12 protein-coding genes are annotated in these 17084 nt (G+C 56.9%); 7 read left to right on the top strand and 5 right to left on the bottom strand.

Annotated features, from left to right (window positions below; genetic code table 11):
• Positions 1-56: 56 nt before the first annotated feature.
• Positions 57-1394: a TolC family outer membrane protein gene (locus KTH07_RS08460; protein ID WP_217310915.1), complete on the bottom strand. Its 1338-nt coding sequence runs from the start codon at positions 1392-1394 to the stop codon at positions 57-59.
• 731 nt (positions 1395-2125) lie between these two features.
• On the opposite strand from KTH07_RS08460, the gene KTH07_RS08455 reads away from it, so the two are divergent.
• A complete protein-coding gene (locus tag KTH07_RS08455) occupies positions 2126-2869 on the top strand; it encodes a DeoR/GlpR family DNA-binding transcription regulator (RefSeq protein WP_015570569.1) in 744 nt (247 codons plus the stop codon).
• 13 nt (positions 2870-2882) lie between these two features.
• Complete coding sequence (locus KTH07_RS08450; protein WP_032619707.1) at positions 2883-3950, top strand: oxidoreductase; 1068 nt, start codon at positions 2883-2885, stop codon at positions 3948-3950.
• A 41-nt stretch (positions 3951-3991) separates the two neighbouring features.
• On the opposite strand, the gene cybB is transcribed toward KTH07_RS08450, so the two are convergent.
• The 3 genes from cybB to KTH07_RS08435 all read right to left on the bottom strand — a co-directional run bounded on the left by cybB (position 3992) and on the right by KTH07_RS08435 (position 7042).
• A complete protein-coding gene (gene cybB / locus KTH07_RS08445; protein ID WP_015570570.1) occupies positions 3992-4522 on the bottom strand; it encodes a cytochrome b561 in 531 nt (176 codons plus the stop codon).
• An 87-nt stretch (positions 4523-4609) separates the two neighbouring features.
• Positions 4610-6049: an aldehyde dehydrogenase gene (gene aldA / locus KTH07_RS08440; RefSeq protein ID WP_032619709.1), complete on the bottom strand. Its 1440-nt coding sequence runs from the start codon at positions 6047-6049 to the stop codon at positions 4610-4612.
• 198 nt (positions 6050-6247) lie between these two features.
• On the bottom strand, positions 6248-7042 hold the full coding sequence (locus KTH07_RS08435; RefSeq protein WP_023303699.1) for a YdcF family protein: 795 nt from the start codon (positions 7040-7042) through the stop codon (positions 6248-6250).
• Positions 7043-7256: 214 nt separating this feature from the next.
• On the opposite strand from KTH07_RS08435, the gene KTH07_RS08430 reads away from it, so the two are divergent.
• Genes KTH07_RS08430 through KTH07_RS08420 form a run of 3 tightly spaced genes read left to right on the top strand, consistent with a single transcriptional unit; the run spans position 7257 to position 11390 of the window.
• Entirely contained in the window at positions 7257-8909 is a 1653-nt protein-coding gene (locus KTH07_RS08430) for an MFS transporter (RefSeq protein ID WP_023303698.1), read from the top strand.
• Between the two features lie 22 nt (positions 8910-8931).
• A complete protein-coding gene (locus KTH07_RS08425; protein ID WP_017693458.1) occupies positions 8932-10014 on the top strand; it encodes an HlyD family secretion protein in 1083 nt (360 codons plus the stop codon).
• Entirely contained in the window at positions 10011-11390 is a 1380-nt protein-coding gene (locus KTH07_RS08420; protein WP_063161897.1) for an efflux transporter outer membrane subunit, read from the top strand. Before KTH07_RS08425 ends, KTH07_RS08420 begins: the two co-directional genes overlap by 4 nt.
• A gap of 204 nt (positions 11391-11594) precedes the next feature.
• Here the strand turns inward: KTH07_RS08420 and hrpA are convergent, their stop codons facing one another.
• Positions 11595-15497: an ATP-dependent RNA helicase HrpA gene (hrpA, locus tag KTH07_RS08415; protein ID WP_032619711.1), complete on the bottom strand. Its 3903-nt coding sequence runs from the start codon at positions 15495-15497 to the stop codon at positions 11595-11597.
• A gap of 203 nt (positions 15498-15700) precedes the next feature.
• Here hrpA and azoR point away from each other — a divergent pair, with 203 nt between their 5' ends.
• Positions 15701-16306, top strand: a complete 606-nt coding sequence (azoR, locus tag KTH07_RS08410) for an FMN-dependent NADH-azoreductase (protein ID WP_015570577.1) — start codon at positions 15701-15703, stop codon at positions 16304-16306.
• 90 nt (positions 16307-16396) lie between these two features.
• Positions 16397-17083, top strand: a complete 687-nt coding sequence (locus tag KTH07_RS08405) for an RluA family pseudouridine synthase (RefSeq protein ID WP_017693463.1) — start codon at positions 16397-16399, stop codon at positions 17081-17083.
• Position 17084: the final 1 nt, after the last annotated feature.

Below are 17084 nucleotides of genomic sequence, written 5' to 3'. Positions count from 1 at the left end.
GGGAAAAATCACCCATTATTGTCTGACTTATTTCGCGCAGAAAGGCGCGCCTTTTTTTAACTTAAATCAGGTAATTTCGCGGCAGCGTTTTTCTCTATTCCGATAAGCGGCAAGAGATTATCCACCGCAGAGGCGTAATTAATCGCCGCACTCCAGCCATCGTATTCAGCCATTATTTTCGCTGGGGTGGCAGACCAGACATCCTGCTCCACGCTGAGCAGATCGTTAATGCTGCGCTTGCTCAGGGTATATTCATTTTTGTAGACATCGCGGGCGCGCAACGCATTTTCCAGCTGACGCTTCCCGGCTTCCATTCGTCCACGCGCCCCGGTCCAGTCGGCCTGTGCGACGGAGGCTTTTTGCAGGACATCAAAACGGGCCTGATCGACCTGGGACGATGCCATTGCCCTTGCGCCCTCGGCCTGACGGACGCGCGCCGAGACCGCGCCGCCCTGATAAAGCGGTGCGTCAATATTGAGCTGGATCTGATCATCCCAGTACGCGCGATTATCAGACTCATAGCGGGTGCGGCCCCCTTTCAGGCTTAAGGTCGGCCAGTGCTGAGACCTGGCGGTTTCTACGCCGTATTGGGCTGAACGCTCCATGTTCTGCGCGGCCATCACCGTTGGGATCAGTGAATAATCAATTCGATTGAGAGAATCCGGCTCCACGGCCAGACCTCCCGGAACCGGTGAATAGCGTTCAGCCTGTATGCCAGTTAATACCGCCAGCCGCGCGCGGGCGCTGTTCAGAGACGCATTATACTGCTCTACCGTCGCCTGCATCCCGGCGATACGGGTGCGGGTCTGAAGCTCATCAGAGGTGGAGCTTACGCCAGCATCGGCGCGGAGTTTTGCCAGTTGCTCAACGTTTTTAAGCGCCTGCACGTTCTCTTTTGCCGCCTGCAACAGATCGCTGTAGCGTTTTACTTCCACATAGCTGAGGGCCGTTTTTTCCGCGACGGCAGACATCGTGCTCATCAGCTGGTAGCGATAGCTGTCACGCTGAGCTGAAGACTGGCTGATGCTGTTATTGGTCTTGCCAAAATCGTACACCAGCTGCGTCAGGCTCAGGCCCCAGGCTGCGGAATTTCGCAACGAGCCGCTTGAATCGGTGGTCTGGCTGTGACCCGTACTCCCGTTCAGGGCTATTTGTGGCATCCAGCCACTGCGCGCTTCGTCTATTTGTGCCTGGCCGATCCCCAGTTGCGCTGCCTGCTGGCTCACCGAGGGGTCGCGATCGAGAGCGAAAAGAATACTTTCTTTCATCGTCATTGCCGCAACGGGAGATATCCCCGTCTGGCCGTTATTTGCATTAGCCGCAGTCACCACCAGCGAAATTAAGGTCAGGGAGACAGATAATCTGAGCAACCTGTTATTGCATTTCATCTTCATAATATCCCCCGACTCCAGGTGATAGCCAAATAAATACCCAGGAAGAGGTACAAATAATTCTTCAGAAATCCTCACCTCTTCTCGATTAATTTGGGTAATAGTTCCCCAAGCCCATTTCAATTGAGATGAGAGCCGTTCAATCTCTTTTTTTCTTTTAAGAATTTACTTAAATATTTATTGATTCGCAGCATAACAAAATGTGATATGAGCAACCACACCCGCAATGTTAATGCGGTGTTACAAATAAGAAAAAAGATGGGGTTTCTGGACAAAACGTTATAAAAGGCCTTTCAGATGAAACAAATAAACCCCCTGTAATATAAAGAAAATTCTAAAATGCCCCGGTGTACATTTTTGCGTTAATTTCACCCCGAATCAGACACAAAGATTTTCAAAGAAATGTCAACTTAAGTAATACACCGAATAAAATTGAATTATTTTACTTTAAAAACAAAAACTCATAGATATATGCACTAATTTATAATTACAAATTAGTTAAACATTCTGGTTAGGGCCAATAATCCGGCAGCTTAAGCCAAATTTTCAAGTAAAACATAGCGATAACAACATACCTAAAAGATACATACATGTTTTTGATGACTGATTAATGCGATATCAATAATCACTTCATTAAACTGTTTTTGGATAACATCCCGCACCTGTCGCGATTCCCTTTCCTGCAAAATGCTGTAAACTGCGATTTATTGCGACATTTTGCAGGATACTGCCCCATGCATAAAACCGCCAGACAGAAATATGTGCTTGATATCATTACTGAGCAAGGCCAGGCCAGCATTACCGAGCTGGCAGAGCGATTGCAGGTTTCGGCGGACACCATCCGTCGCGATCTGACCGACCTGGAAAAACAGGGACTGGCACAAAAAAACCATGGCGGCGCCATCGCGCTGAATCTCTCGACGATGACCCGAGTAAGCAGGAATAGCTTGCTCCCTGAAATTAAGCAGCGGCTGGGTAAACAGGTTGCGCAATGCGTGCCTGCGGGCTCGACGCTTTTTCTGGACGCCGGAAGCACACTGCTGGCCGTTGCCTCTTTCCTTCAGGGGCCGCTGACCATCATCACCCCTTCTCTTGATATCGCCCAGCAGGTTAGCGATCGGGAAGATATAGACCTGATCCTGCTCGGTGGAAAGTGGGATCAGAAACAACGCCTGTTTGCCGGAAGCGCCACCCTTTCCCTGCTCTCTCGCTACCGGGCGGATATTGCCATCCTTGGCGCATGCGCCATCCATGCCGAACTCGGATTGAGCGCCAGTCAGGAGGCGGATGCCGAAGTGAAGCGTGCCATGCTGGCCGCAAGCCAGGCGCACTGGGTAGTCGCCGACCATCTAAAACTCAACCAGTGCGAACCGTATCTGGTGTCAGGGTTATCCGAGATTCATCAACTGTTTTTAGATCGTCCCTGGGCAGAGCTCGGGGACCATAGCGCCTTGCAGGTTACCGTTGGCGCGCATTAACGTGGAGAAGGTCATGAATAAAGTGAAGACAATGAATATTGCGCTGATCGGGTATGGTTTTGTAGGTAAGACGTTCCATGCCCCGCTGATCCAGTCCGTCGAAGGCCTGAAGCTGGCGGTGGTCTCATCCCGGGATGAAGAGAAAGTGAAACGCGACCTGCCGGACGTCCTCGTTGTCGCCACGCCGGAAGAGGCCATTCAGCACCCGGATATCGACCTGGTGGTTATCGCCTCCCCTAACGCGACCCATGCGCCGCTGGCCACCCTGGCGCTCAATGCCGGCAAGCATGTGGTAGTGGATAAGCCGTTTACGCTGGATATGCAGGAAGCGCGAGATCTGATTGCGCTTGCGCAAGAAAAACAGCGCCTGCTCTCGGTCTTCCATAACCGCCGCTGGGATAGCGATTTTCTCGGCATTAAGCAGGTGATTGAGCAAGGCCGTATCGGTAAGGTGAAACATTTTGAGTCGCATATCGATCGTTTCCGTCCGGAGGTTCGCGTGCGCTGGAGAGAGCAAAACGTGCCCGGCAGCGGCCTGTGGTTCGACTTAGGCCCGCATATGATTGACCAGACGCTACAGCTTTTTGGTCTGCCGCAGTCGGTACAGGGCAACATCGCCACCCTGCGTGACGGCGCGGAGATTAACGACTGGGCGCACGTGGTGCTGAATTATCCGGAACACAAAGTGGTCCTCCATTGCAGCATGCTGGTGGCGGGTGGCGTTGCCCGCTTTACCGTCCACGGCGATAAGGCCAGCGTGGTGAAAGCACACATCGATCAGCAGGAAGCCCAGCTGCTGGCAGGCGTCGTTCCGGGTAGCGAAAGCTGGGGTGAAGACAGCGACGCTATGGTGCTGTTTAATGCCCAGGGTGAAGCCAGCGCTATCCCTGCGCCAAAAGGCGACCAGCGGCAGTACTATATAAACGTGCGCGATGCCCTGAACGGCAAGATTGACAACCCGGTCCATCCGGTGGAAGCCCTGGCGGTGATGGCGGTGCTGGAAGCGGCGGTAAAATCTTCGGAAACGGGTTCAACTCTGGAACTTGACTTAACGGCGCAGGAGCGCGCGCAACTGCAATAAGCCGCAAAAAAATGCCCTGCGGGTTAGCAGGGCATTATCGGTTACTGACGCTTTTTCGGCATCATGCGCAGCAGCGTGTTGTCCTTCCAGAAGTAGTGATGCATCAGCGCGGCAAAGGCGTGCAAACCAATCACGAAATACCCCAGATTCGCCAGCGTTACGTGCCACTCCTTTAGGGTATCCACCAGGTCAAAATTCCCCTCCGCCGCATGCGGCATCGTCAGGCCAAACGCAAACCAGTCATTTCCCCGGTTATACATCATCACCATACCGATCAGCGGCAGCGCAATGAACAGCAGGTAGATTACCAGATGCCCGAGATGGGACAGCCCGGTGATCATCGCTTTTGGTTTCGGTTGAATAGGCGGAGCCGGGAATTTGAGGCGGATAAGCAGGCGCGCCACCATCAGCACCAGGATGCTGATCCCGCAGGAAACGTGGATCATATTAATAAGCGGACGATCGGTTCTTGGGAACCACCCTCTGAACTCCATGGCGCAATAGGCCATAATGACTAACAGAAAAACCAACCAGTGAATGCTGATTTGCAGACCCGTATATTTTGTGCGCATGTTGTTTCCCGATAAAGAATCATTATCGCGCCAACATAACCACCTTTCCTGAAAATGTGAACCCCCTCGCATGGAGGGGGCTCCTGATTACGACTGCAAATAGACCACCTGCGTCTGCAAATACTCATTCAGACCGTGTTTGCCATCCGCCCCGCCGATACCGGATTTACGCCAGCCTGCATGGAAGCCCTGCATCGCTTCAAAGTTTTCACGGTTAATGTAGGTCTCGCCGAACTTAAGCCCCTTAATGGCTTTCATCGCGACGTTCAGGTCCTGCGTATAAACAGACGAGGTTAAACCGTAGTCGCTGTCGTTGGCCATGTTCAGCGCCTCTTCCAGGGTGTCGAATGCCACCACTGGCAGCACCGGGCCAAAGGTCTCTTCGTGCATGATGGCCATATCCTGACGTACGTCCAGCAGCAGCGTTGGGGGATAAAAATACCCTTTGCCTTCTGCCGCTTTACCGCCAAGGACCACTTTAGCCCCCTCCTGCACCGCGCGCGCCACCTTCTGCTCCACGCGCTCCAGCGCGGCGGCGTTGATCAGCGGCCCCATGGCAATATCCGTTCGCTCAGCCGGATTGCCAAACTGGACGGCTTTCATTGCCTCGCCCAGACGATTAACAAAGCGGTCGTAGATCCCCTTCTGGACATAGACACGTTCCGCACAGTTACACACCTGCCCGGTATTGATGACGCGTGAATCCACAATGGACTTCACGGCCAGCTCGAGGTCGGCATCGTCCATCACGATGGCCGGGGCTTTACCGCCCAGCTCCAGCCCCACTTTGGTGATGTTTTTCGCCGCCGCAGCCATGATCTTCTCGCCTGCCCCGACGCTGCCGGTCATGCTGACCATCGCCACTTTCGGGTTCCCGGCCAGCTCCTGTCCGACGGTTTCACCCCGGCCCAGCACAAGGTTAAAGACGCCTTTCGGCAGGCCAATCTCATCGACGATTTTGGCAAACGCAATGGCGTTGTTTGGGGTAAATTCGCTCGGCTTGATAACGATGGTGTTACCGGTGAGCAGCGCGGGAGCGAGCTTACGGGCAATCAGGAAGAAGGGGAAGTTCCACGGCAGAATGCCGGTGGTGACGCCCAGGGCACGCTTAAACACCAGAATATTTTCGCCCGGACGGTCACTCTGAATGATTTCCCCTTCATAGCGGCGCGCCCACTCGGCCATATAGTCGATATAGTCAGCGGTAAAGTTCACTTCCACTTCCGCCAGCTGCTGGATCTTGCCGCCTTCGGCCACAATCAGCGCGCTGATTTCACTGACGCGCTCGCGGATCCCGGCGGAAATTTTGCGTAGCCAGCTGGCGCGTTCAATAGCAGGCAGCGCCTCCCAGCCAGCCTGCGCGCGATCTGCCGCGTCAATGGCCTTGCGGGTGTCCTCGGCGCTGCCGTCGGGGATACGGGAAATGACCTCTTCGGTGGCCGGATTGATCACGTCAATCCATGCATCACCCTGCCAGGCAACAAACTGTCCATCAATATACATAGGATGTTGTACGGGTACTGTCATAACCTGCTCCTGTAATCACACTGTTTTTAACAAGTAAACTTAATGTTAAAAACTATAATTACCGGGGCAATTGCCTACTCTATGAGTCTGTTTTTGTGAGATATCTCATAAAAGAAACGGGTCAGCCCGTTTCCAAAATCACAAATCGGCAACACAGGATGCCCGTTTGCGTAAAAGATGGCGCAAACGGGCAGAGCATTACAGCAGAGAACGGCTCACCAGCGCGTCGGTGAGAATGACGTCGTTTCGCAAGATCTGCCACGCGGCGTCCACGTCGGCAGGGATATCGACATGGGCAATGAAATCACGTCCCGCCGGACCGTAGCCGTTGATGTCATCCCTGAGTCGCGGAAATTCACCCAGCACCAGCGACAAGTAGCGCTCTACCGGCCATAACCCCTCGACCGGGCCGCTAAACACCAGACCGTCGTCGCTGTTTTGCAGCACGGGCGTCAGGCCGGGATGACTCACCCATGCGGGCGATGCGGCCTCGTCGCGGCAAACGCGGGCAAACGTAGCCATTGTGCGACGCTGCATTGTCGGGTCCTGCACCACCAGCACCCGGGCGGCGTTCAGTCCGGATTGTTTCATCAACGCCCGGCTGAAGCGGGCGTTTTCGCCACAGTTGGTCGACTGATCCTCAACGTGAAGATGCTCGGCCGGAATGTTCCAGAATTCACGGGCGATGTCGGCCAGAATAGCCGCCTCAGCCCGCCCGGTGGTGGGTATCCTGTTATAGCGGGGGTGTTTCGCAATCGCGGCGTAGAGGAAGGTCGTCGAGTGACCGATCCCGCCGCTGATGATCAGAGGTATACCCTGTTCAGCCGCGATTTTACAGGCAGCATCAATCGCGGGGATCACCGCGTTACCCGCCAGAATCACCAGATCAACGGGCTGGTTGTCCTGATAGTCGTCCTGAGCAAGCCACGCCCCAACGGTATTCACGGCGTCGAGGGTTGTGCCAGGCAGACAGGGGAAAAGTGCCATTGTCATCGTTACCTCCTTACAACATACAGAGCCTTCGATTATCCCCCTTTCTGCGCGTCATGCTATGGCATGAATGCTGAAAAAACGGGCCGGAACGTTCTCAAAAAGCACTCACATTTGATTAACATGAGAAAATCGTATTCACTTAAATTATGATTTGCGTCAGCCTTAGAATCATTAGCCCGCTCACAATTCAACTTTTAGAAAGGTAAACCACGCTATGCGCCTGCCCCAACGCGACCCTTATGCTCCTCGCGAGTGGCAGCCACACGAGAAACCCGCCCTCCTGGGTTCCCCTTCCACCCCGGAGCATCCGACGTCGAAACGAATCGCCTATGGCGTGGTCGGCCTGCTGGTGTGTCTGACCGGGGCGCTGGGTAACGCGGTCGTCACCGCCAATCTGCAAAACCTGCAAGGCACCTTTGGCGCCTGGTCGACTGAAATCGCCTGGTTGCCTGCCGTCTATGTCATGACCAACGTCTCCATCAACCTGCTGCTGGTAAAGTTTCGCCAGCAGTACGGTTTGCGCGCCTTTACGGAAGGCTTCCTGGTGTTGTATGTGCTGGTCACCTTTTTCCACCTGTTTGTGAACGATCTCAGCTCGGCGCTGATGGTACGGGCGGCTCACGGGATGGTCGCCGCCGCGCTCAGCTCGCTCGGCATTTATTACCAGATACAGGCCTGGCCCGCGAAGCACCGACTGAAGGCGCTGACCATCGGCATAACCGGGTCGTCGCTGGCGATCCCGCTGGCGCGGCTGTTCTCCACCGAGCTGTTACAGCTTGATGAGTGGCGCGGGCTGTACTTCTTCGAGCTGGGTCTGGCCCTGATCTCCCTGGCCTGCGTGATGGCGCTCAAGCTGCCGCCGGGCGATCGACGCAAGGTCTTCGAGAAGAAAGATTTCATCACCTTCTTTTTGCTTGCGCCCGGCATGGCGCTGCTGTGCGCGGTTCTGTCGTTAGGGCGTCTGGACTGGTGGTTTGAAGCGCCGTGGATCGGCTGGGCGCTGGCTCTCTCGCTGGTGCTGATTGTCTCCGCGATCGTGTTTGAACATAACCGCAACAACCCGCTGCTCAATACCCGTTGGCTCTCCAGCGGCAGCATCGTACGCCTGGGGCTGATCATGCTGCTGATCCGCATCGTACTGGCGGAGCAGAACACGGGCGTCATCGGCTGGCTGCAATATGTAGGCTTACAGAATGAACAGATGACCCATCTGGCGTGGGCTATTTTCGCCGGGATCGTCTGCGGTATCGTCACCAGCTGTCTGACGATTAAGCCCACTAAACTGGCCTGGCCGATTATCACCTCGCTGGCGCTGATGATCGTTGCCTCGCTGCTGGACAGCCAGTCCAACAACCTGACCCGGCCGGATCAGCTTATATTCAGCCAGTTCCTGCTGGGCTTCGGCAGCGCGTTCTTCCTGGCGCCTGCGATGCTGGCCGCCATTGGCGGGGTGATCGCCGATCCGCGCAATCTGGTCAGCTTTTCCGTGATGTTTGGTATGAGTCAGAACCTTGGGGGCCTGCTGGGGTCCGCCATCCTCGGCACCTTCCAGACCTGGCGCGAGAAGTACCATTCCAGCCTGCTGGCTGACCAGCTCACTACCCTTAACCCGCTGGTGAACGAACGCATTCAGCTTTACACCCAGATGTACAAAAGCCTGATTGGCGATAGTTCCCTGCTGGGAACCCAGGCCATTACCCAGCTTCAGACGGTGACGGCGCTTGAGGCAAACATTCTGGCTTACAACGATACTTATCTCCTGACGGCGAGCATTGCCACTGCCACGCTGGTCTGGATTTTATGGCGCTTGCTACGCCTGCGCATCACCGCCCGTATGGCCCTTAAGAACGCCACTGGCAACAAGTAATGACTATTTTTCAGGAGAAGTTATGAGTCAGCAGGATGCCGCCAAAGAGCAGGCCAACACCCGCAAAAATGTGCGCGTCGTTTCCATTTTCACCGCCGCGGCTATCGGCATTGTCGGGGTACTGGTGATCCTTTATGCCTGGCAGCTGCCCCCGTTCACGCGTCATGCCCAGTTTACCGATAACGCCTACGTGCGCGGCCAGACCACGTTCATCAGTCCCCAGGTAAACGGCTACATTACCGAGGTCCATGTTCAGGATTTCGCGCAGGTTAAAAAAGGCGAGCTGCTGTTGCAGATAGATGACCGCATCTATCGCCAGCGCGTCCATCAGGCCGAGGCGCAGCTGGCAATGAAAATTGCAGCCCTGAATAACAACCTGCAACAGCGCAAAAGCGCGGAAGCGGTGATTGCCAAAAACGAGGCGGCGCTGAAAAACGCCCGTGCCCAAAGTCTGAAAACCCAGGCGGATTTGAAACGCGTGAAAGAGCTGACCGCGGACGGCTCCCTCTCCATTCGCGAGCGCGATTCGGCGCTGGCCAGTGCCGCCCAGGGGAGCGCCGATATCGACCAGGCGAAAGCAACGCTTGAGATGTCGCGTCAGGATTTACAAACGGTCATCGTCAATCGCGGTTCGCTGGAAGCGGACGTTGAGAATGCGAAAGCCGCGCTGGAGCTGGCGCAGATCGATCTGCAAAACACCCGGATTGTCGCGCCGCGTGACGGTCAGCTCGGGCAGATTGCGGTGCGTCTGGGGGCGTACGTCACCGCCGGGACGCACCTTACCACGCTGGTCCCGCCGCAGCACTGGGTGATCGCCAATATCAAAGAGACGCAGCTGGCGAATTTACGCGTCGGACAGCCAGTGAAATTCACCGTCGATGCCTTAAACGATAAAGCCTATCAGGGGCGCGTGGAGAGCATATCCCCGGCCACAGGGGTCGAGTTCAGCGCTATCACGCCGGATAACGCCACGGGCAACTTTGTTAAAATCGCCCAGCGCATCCCGGTACGTATTGAGGTACTCGGTGAGCCGGAGGCGTACCGGCTGCTGCGTCCTGGCATGTCGGTGCAGGTGACCATCGACACGCGGGAGGCGAAACAATGACCCTTCGCCCGATAGCCGGCCTGCTGATAATGGCTTTCCTGGCGGGATGCCAGTCGGTAGACGTTGAGCCCGCCAAATCGTCCCTGCACATACCGGCCCAGTGGCGCGCGACGTCGGGGCCAGCCAGCCCGACAGAGCAGCTCTGGTGGCGAAATTTTCACGACAGCAATCTGAATCGCTATGTGGATCAGGCGCTGAAGAATAACAGCGACGTGCTGATTGCCCGCGAGCGGATTAACGAGTACCAGGCCCGGGTGTACGCCGCCGATGGCAGCCTGTTCCCGTCGCTTGACGCGGGCATGACCGGGACGCGCGCGCGCTCGCAGTCCGCCGCCACGGGGCTTCCGGTATACGGTACGTTGTACAAAGGCAGCCTGACCGCCAGCTACGACGTGGATATCTGGGGCGTAAACCGCAGCACCTCCCGTGCCGCTGAAGCGTCGCTGGAGGCACAAAAGGCGGCGGCTGCGGCGGCTGATCTTACCGTCGCATCCTCGGTGGCCTCCGGGTACGTCACCCTGCTGTCGCTGGACGAACAGCTTCGCGTTACCCGGTCCACGCTGAAGTCGCGTGAAGAGGCGTTCAACCTCGCCAAGCGACAGTTTGAGACGGGATACAGCTCTCGCCTTGAGCTGATGCAATCGGATTCTGAGCTGCGCGCCACCCGCGCCCAGGTTCCACTGCTTCAGCACCAGATTGCGCAGCAGGAAAATGCGCTTAGCCTGCTGCTGGGCAGCAACCCGGGTGACGTTGCGCGCGGTGAAAGCTTTGATGCCCTGACGCCGCTGAAACTGCCCTCCCAGCTGCCGTCGACGCTACTGAACCGACGCCCGGATATCGTCCAGGCTGAACGTCAGCTGATTGCGGCGGACGCGACGCTGGCGGCATCGCGCGCCAGCCTGCTGCCGTCGATCAACCTCACGGCCACGGGATCGGTGCAGGATCGCACGCTGTCGGGATTGCTGGATAACCCGCTACAGCTCTGGAGCGTGGGCGGCAGTATTCTTGCGCCGCTGCTTAACCGTCAGGCGCTGAATGCGCAGGTAGATATCTCTCAGTCCCAGCGGAATCAGGCGCTGTATAGCTACGAAAAAACCGTGCGTAACGCGTTTGCTGAGGTGAATGACAGCCTTGATGCCATCACCCGCTATCAGGAACAGCTTACCGAGCTGCTGGCACAGCAGACGGTCGCGCAGGAGACGCTGAGGATTGCGCAAAACCGCTACCGCAACGGATACTCTTCTTATCTGGATGAGCTCGATGCGCAGCGCACGCTGTTCTCGGTGCAGACCAGCGTGGTACAGGTGAAAAACAACCTGCTGCTGGCGCAAATTGATTTGTATAAAGCGCTGGGCGGCGGCTGGAGCAGTGCCTGAAGACATGCCGGGTGGCGGCTACGCCTTACCCGGCCTACGTGCTCTACATGCTCTCCCGTAGGCCCGGTAAGCGCAGCGCCACCGGGCAACGGTTTTAACCGGAGAAACGATAAAAAGCCGGGTGGCGGCTACGCCTTACCCGGCCTACATGTTCTACATATTCTCCCGTAGGCCCGGTAAGCGCAGCGCCACCGGGCAACGGTTTTAGCCGGAAATCTGCTCCATCGCCTGCAAGATACGCTTATCCGAAATGGGATACGGCGTTCCCAGCTGCTGAGCGAAGAAGCTGACGCGCAGCTCCTCGATCATCCAGCGGATCTCCCGCACGTCGTCGTCATCGCGACGCGCCGGCGGCAGTTTGTTGAGCCACTGCTGCCACGCCTGCTGCACGTTTTCGACTTTCAGCATCTGCGCACGATCGCGATGCGGATCGACCGCCATTTTCTCCAGACGCTTCTCTATCGCCTGCAAATAACGCAGCGTATCGCCCAGACGCTTAAAGCCATTGCCGGTGACAAAGCCGCGATACACCAGCCCCGCCATCTGCGCCTTGACGTCCGACAGCCCCAGGGCCATGGTCATATCCACCCGCCCCTTCAGGCGCTTGTTGATATTGAACACGGCGGTAAGGATCTGCTCAACCTGTTTGGCAATCTCCACCACGGTGTCGTTCAGCTCCGCGCGCACCTTTTCATGAAGCTGAGCAAAGCCCTCTTCCGTCCAGACCGGACCGCCGGCCTCGTGGATCAGCTTATCCACACCGCAGGAGATGCAGTCGTCGATCAGGTCCAGCACCTTACCGTACGGGTTAAAGTAGAGTCCCAGCTTGGCTTTGTTCGGCAGCTTCTCGTGCAGATACTTAATCGGCGACGGGATGTTAAGCAGAAGCAGTCGACGCAGCCCGCGCCACATCATCTGCTGTTGCTCCTGCGGATTGTCAAAGAGCTTAATCGCCACGCTGTCGCGCTCATCCACCAGCGCGGGCCAGGCTTTCACCTTGTAGTTCCCGCGCTTCTGCTCGTAGCTTTCCGGGAGCTGACCAAAGCTCCAGATGTGCAGCCCGCTCTGCTCAATGCCGTCATCGGCCACCGCAGAGAGCGTCTCCTGGACTTTACCTTTCAGCGCCTCTTTCAGCTCCGTCAGAGAACGGCCTTCGAGCAGCTTTTTGTTTTTATCGTCCACCACGCGGAATGTGATTTTCAGGTGATCGGGCACCTGATCCCAGTTCCAGTCGTCGCGGTCGATGGTGGTTCCGGTCATGCGGCGGAACTCACGCTCCAGGGCGTCCAGCAGCGGCAGCTCCAGCGGTGTGACGCGGCCTAAAAACGCTTCGGCGTAGTTCGGCGCCGGCACAAAGTTACGCCGAACCGGTTTAGGCAGGGATTTGATTAACGCAATGACCAGCTCGCGGCGCAGGCCGGGGATCTGCCACTCAAACCCGCTCTCTTCCACCTGGTTTAACAGCGGCAGCGGAATGTGCACCGTCACACCATCGGCATCCGCGCCCGGCTCAAACTGATAGGTCAGACGCAGCTTGAGGTTGCCCTTATGCCAGAAGTTCGGATAATCGAGCTTGCTGACCGACTCCGCGCCCTCTTTGATCAGCATGCTCTTTTCGAAGTTGAGCAGGTCCGGGGCCTCTTTGCTGGCTTTCTTCCACCAGCTGTCGAAATGGCGCGCCGAGATCACATCGTGACTGATGCGCTGATCGTAAAACTCAAACAGCGTCTCGTCGTCCACCAGAATGTCGCGACGGCGGGACTTGTGCTCAAGCTCTTCCACCTCGGTGCGCAGCTTCAGGTTTTCGCGGAAGAACGCATGACGCGTCTGCCAGTCGCCTTCCACCAGCGCGTGGCGGATAAACAGCTCGCGACTCAACGCCGGATCGATCTGGCTGTAGTTAACCTTACGCGCGGCCACCACCGGGAGGCCGTAGACGGTGACTTTTTCCGTCGCCATCACCGCGCCCTGCCCACGCTCCCAGTGCGGCTCGCTGTATGAGCGTTTCAGCAGGTGCTGCGCCACCGGCTCAACCCACTCCGGATCGATACGCGCGGCGATACGCCCCCACAGACGGCTGGTTTCCACCAGCTCGGCGACCATGGTCCACTTCGGCGGCTTCTTAAACAAACCGGAGCCCGGGAAGATGGAGAAACGCGCGTTGCGTGCGCCGGTATATTCCTGCTTATCCGCATCCTTCATCCCGATATGAGACAGCAGGCCGGTCAACAGGGCGATATGGATTTCGCGGTACTCCGCCGGTTCACTGTTCACCGGTATACCCAGCTCTTTCACCACCTGGCGCAGCTGGGTGTAGATATCCTGCCACTCGCGTACGCGCAGATAATTGAGGAAATCCACCCGGCACTGACGGCGGAACTGGTTCGAGGAGAGCGCTTTTTGCTGCTCGCCAAGGTAGTTCCACAGGTTCACAAAGGCGAGGAAATCGGACTCTTTATCGTGGAAGCGACGGTGTTTTTCGTCCGACGCCTGCTGCTTGTCCATCGGACGCTCGCGCGGATCCTGAATGGAGAGCGCCGAGGTAATGATCATCGCCTCGCGCACGCAGCCGTGTTTTTGCGCCTCCAGCACCATGCGCGCCAGACGCGGGTCGACCGGCAACTGGCTAAGCTGGCGGCCCAATGGCGTTAGCTTGTAGGCCGTCGCCTGTTCGTCGGTGGTGATGGCCCCCAGCTCTTCCAGCAGCCGCACCCCGTCCTGAATATTGCGCTTATCCGGCGCTTCCACAAACGGGAAGGCGGCGATATCGCCCAGCCCCAGCGCGGTCATTTGCAGGATAACGGATGCCAGGTTGGTCCGCAGGATCTCCGGATCGGTAAACTCCGGGCGCGACAGGAAATCGTCTTCCGAATAGAGACGAATACAGATCCCTTCCGACACGCGGCCGCAGCGGCCCTTACGCTGATTAGCCGACGCCTGCGAAACCGGCTCAATCGGCAGGCGCTGAACTTTGGTGCGGTAGCTGTAGCGGCTGATGCGCGCCGTACCCGGGTCGATCACGTATTTAATGCCCGGTACGGTCAGCGAAGTTTCGGCCACGTTGGTCGCCAGCACGATGCGGCGCCCGCTGTGCGGCTGGAACACGCGGTTCTGCTCGCTGTTCGACAGGCGCGCGTACAGCGGCAGGATCTCAGTATGGCGCAGATCGCGCTTGCTGAGCGCATCGGCGGTATCGCGGATCTCGCGCTCGCCGCTCATGAAGATCAGAATGTCGCCAGAACTCTCGTTGCCCAGCTCGTCGACGGCATCAAAGATGGCCTGAAGCTGGTCGCGCTCGGTATCGTCCGCCTCTTCCACAATCGGGCGATAGCGCACTTCCACCGGATACGTGCGTCCTGACACCTCAATAATCGGCGCATTGTTGAAATGTTTTGAGAAGCGCTCCGGGTCGATGGTCGCGGAGGTGATGATGATTTTCAGATCCGGACGCCGGGGCAGCAGCTCTTTCAGGTAGCCGAGCAGGAAGTCGATGTTCAGGCTGCGCTCGTGCGCTTCATCGATGATGATGGTGTCGTACTGCATCAGCAGACGATCCTGCTGGATTTCCGCCAGCAGGATACCGTCGGTCATCAGCTTAACCATGGTGTTATCGCTGACGTGGTCGCTGAATCGCACCTTGTAGCCGATGCAGCCGCCCGGCTCCGTTTGCAGCTCTTCCGCAATACGGTTCGCCACGGTGCGCGCCGCCAGACGACGCGGCTGGGTGTGACCGATCAGCCCTTTCACCCCGCGGCCCAGCTCCATGCAGATTTTCGGCAGCTGAGTGGTTTTACCTGAACCGGTTTCCCCCGCGACGATCACCACCTGGTGGTCGCGTACGGCCTCAAGAATGTCCTGTTTCTTCTGGCTGACGGGCAGATTTTCCGGATAGGTAATCTCCGGACGTGCGGCTTCACGCAGCACAACTTTCCCTGCCGCCTGTTCAATCTCGTTGGCCATCTCCTGGTAAATGGCCTGTTGTGCATCAGGATTTTTAACCTTCTTAACGCCGTGCAGACGGCGCGCAAACCGCTGTTTATCGCGCAGCATCAGCGAATCAAGCTTTTGCATCAGCATCGGGAAGGTCAATTTTTGGTGTTCTGTCATAGCGTTAACGGGCAGTGCACTGCCGGATAAAATCTCTTTTTAATGATTGGTATAGAGTACCACATCAGCGCTTTTCGCGCCTTATTCAAAAAATTCGAACATAGGCTTCGATATATTGCGCTATCCCTGTGGCAGGATTGTGAATAAAGTGTCAACAAGCAACGGGGCAACCCCCTCAATCAAATACAAAACAGGAATTTCCCATGAGCAAAGTATTAGTGTTGAAATCCAGTATTCTGGCAGGGTATTCACAGTCTGGTCAGCTGTCTGACTATTTCGTTGAACAGTGGCGTGAACAGCACAGCGCGGATGAAATCACCGTGCGTGACCTGGCGGCAAACCCAATTCCTGTGCTGGACGGCGAGCTGGTTGGCGCGCTGCGTCCGAGCGATGCGCCTCTTACCCCGCGTCAGCAGGAAGCCCTGGCGCTCTCCGACGAGCTGATTGCTGAGTTGCAGGCGCACGACGTTATCGTGATCAACGCCCCAATGTACAACTTCAACATTCCTACCCAGCTGAAGAACTACTTCGACCTGGTGGCGCGCGCTGGCGTAACCTTCCGTTACACCGAGAACGGCCCGGAAGGTCTGGTGAAAGGCAAGCGTGCGGTTGTACTGACCAGCCGCGGCGGTATTCACAAAGATACCCCTACCGACCTGGTCGCACCGTACCTGACGCTGTTCCTGGGCTTCATCGGCATTACCGACGTGAACTTCGTGTTCGCTGAAGGTATCGCTTACGGCCCGGAAGTGGCCACCAAAGCGCAGACCGACGCGAAAGCCGCTATCGACAGCCTGGTCGCTGCCTAAGTTTTCCCCCTCTCACCGCCCGGTGGGAGGGTTTTTCTTTTCCCCCGTATTTCGTTATCATCCGCACCCACTCTCCAGCCCGGCGGCCTGATGTCTGTCATTATCGATACGTTTATTGCACCACCCTGTCACGACAACATTGAGATCCTCTGGCAGGACGAGCATCTGCTGCTGATCAATAAACCTTCCGGTCTGCTCAGCCTGTCGGGGAAAAATCCGCAAAACCTCGATTCCGTCCACCACCGTCTTGTTCAAACTTTTCCCGGCTGCACGCTGGTGCATCGTCTTGATTTTGGCACTTCGGGTCTGATGGTCATTGCGCGTAACAAAGCGATCAACGCCGCGCTTTGCCACCAGTTCAGTCAGCGCGCCGTGAACAAGGTTTACACCGCCCTGCTGTGCGGACATGTGGAACAGGACGAAGGGACCGTGGATGCGCCGATTGCCAAAGATCCGGCGCTGTTTCCGCTGATGACGATCTGTGCCCGCACCGGTAAGCCCGCTCGCTCCCGCTATCGGGTGGTGGAACGTATTTACCAGGATACGACAATGCCGCTGACGCGGGTTGAGCTTACCCCGGAGACCGGGCGCACCCACCAGCTGCGCATTCACTGCCAGCAGTTAGGCCACCCTATTCTGGGGTGCGATCTGTATGGTGGTCTGGAATGGCCGGGGGCGGAAGAAACGCCCCGGCTGATGCTGCATGCAAGCGCTCTGAATTTTATTCATCCGCTGAGCGGCGAGACGATGAACGCCCGTCACGCCGCGCCGTTCTGAG

Source organism: Enterobacter cloacae complex sp. ECL72 (assembly GCF_019056635.1).
Lineage (GTDB): Bacteria > Pseudomonadota > Gammaproteobacteria > Enterobacterales > Enterobacteriaceae > Enterobacter > Enterobacter hormaechei_C.
The sequence above is the reverse complement of the archived record's forward strand: the minus strand, read 5'-3'. Positions and strand labels throughout refer to the sequence as shown.

Bases quoted from the DNA above. Each gene is read 5' to 3' on its own strand.
- KTH07_RS08420 (WP_063161897.1), top strand. From the start codon at position 10,011: ATGACCCTTCGCCCGATAGCCGGCCTGCTGATAATGGCTTTCCTGGCG.
- azoR (WP_015570577.1), top strand. From the start codon at position 15,701: ATGAGCAAAGTATTAGTGTTGAAATCCAGTATTCTGGCAGGGTATTCA.
- KTH07_RS08455 (WP_015570569.1), top strand. From the start codon at position 2,126: ATGCATAAAACCGCCAGACAGAAATATGTGCTTGATATCATTACTGAG.
- hrpA (WP_032619711.1), bottom strand. From the start codon at position 15,497: ATGACAGAACACCAAAAATTGACCTTCCCGATGCTGATGCAAAAGCTT.
- cybB (WP_015570570.1), bottom strand. From the start codon at position 4,522: ATGCGCACAAAATATACGGGTCTGCAAATCAGCATTCACTGGTTGGTT.
- KTH07_RS08430 (WP_023303698.1), top strand. From the start codon at position 7,257: ATGCGCCTGCCCCAACGCGACCCTTATGCTCCTCGCGAGTGGCAGCCA.
- KTH07_RS08425 (WP_017693458.1), top strand. From the start codon at position 8,932: ATGAGTCAGCAGGATGCCGCCAAAGAGCAGGCCAACACCCGCAAAAAT.
- KTH07_RS08460 (WP_217310915.1), bottom strand. From the start codon at position 1,394: ATGAAGATGAAATGCAATAACAGGTTGCTCAGATTATCTGTCTCCCTG.
- KTH07_RS08450 (WP_032619707.1), top strand. From the start codon at position 2,883: ATGAATAAAGTGAAGACAATGAATATTGCGCTGATCGGGTATGGTTTT.
- KTH07_RS08405 (WP_017693463.1), top strand. From the start codon at position 16,397: ATGTCTGTCATTATCGATACGTTTATTGCACCACCCTGTCACGACAAC.
- KTH07_RS08435 (WP_023303699.1), bottom strand. From the start codon at position 7,042: ATGACAATGGCACTTTTCCCCTGTCTGCCTGGCACAACCCTCGACGCC.
- aldA (WP_032619709.1), bottom strand. From the start codon at position 6,049: ATGACAGTACCCGTACAACATCCTATGTATATTGATGGACAGTTTGTT.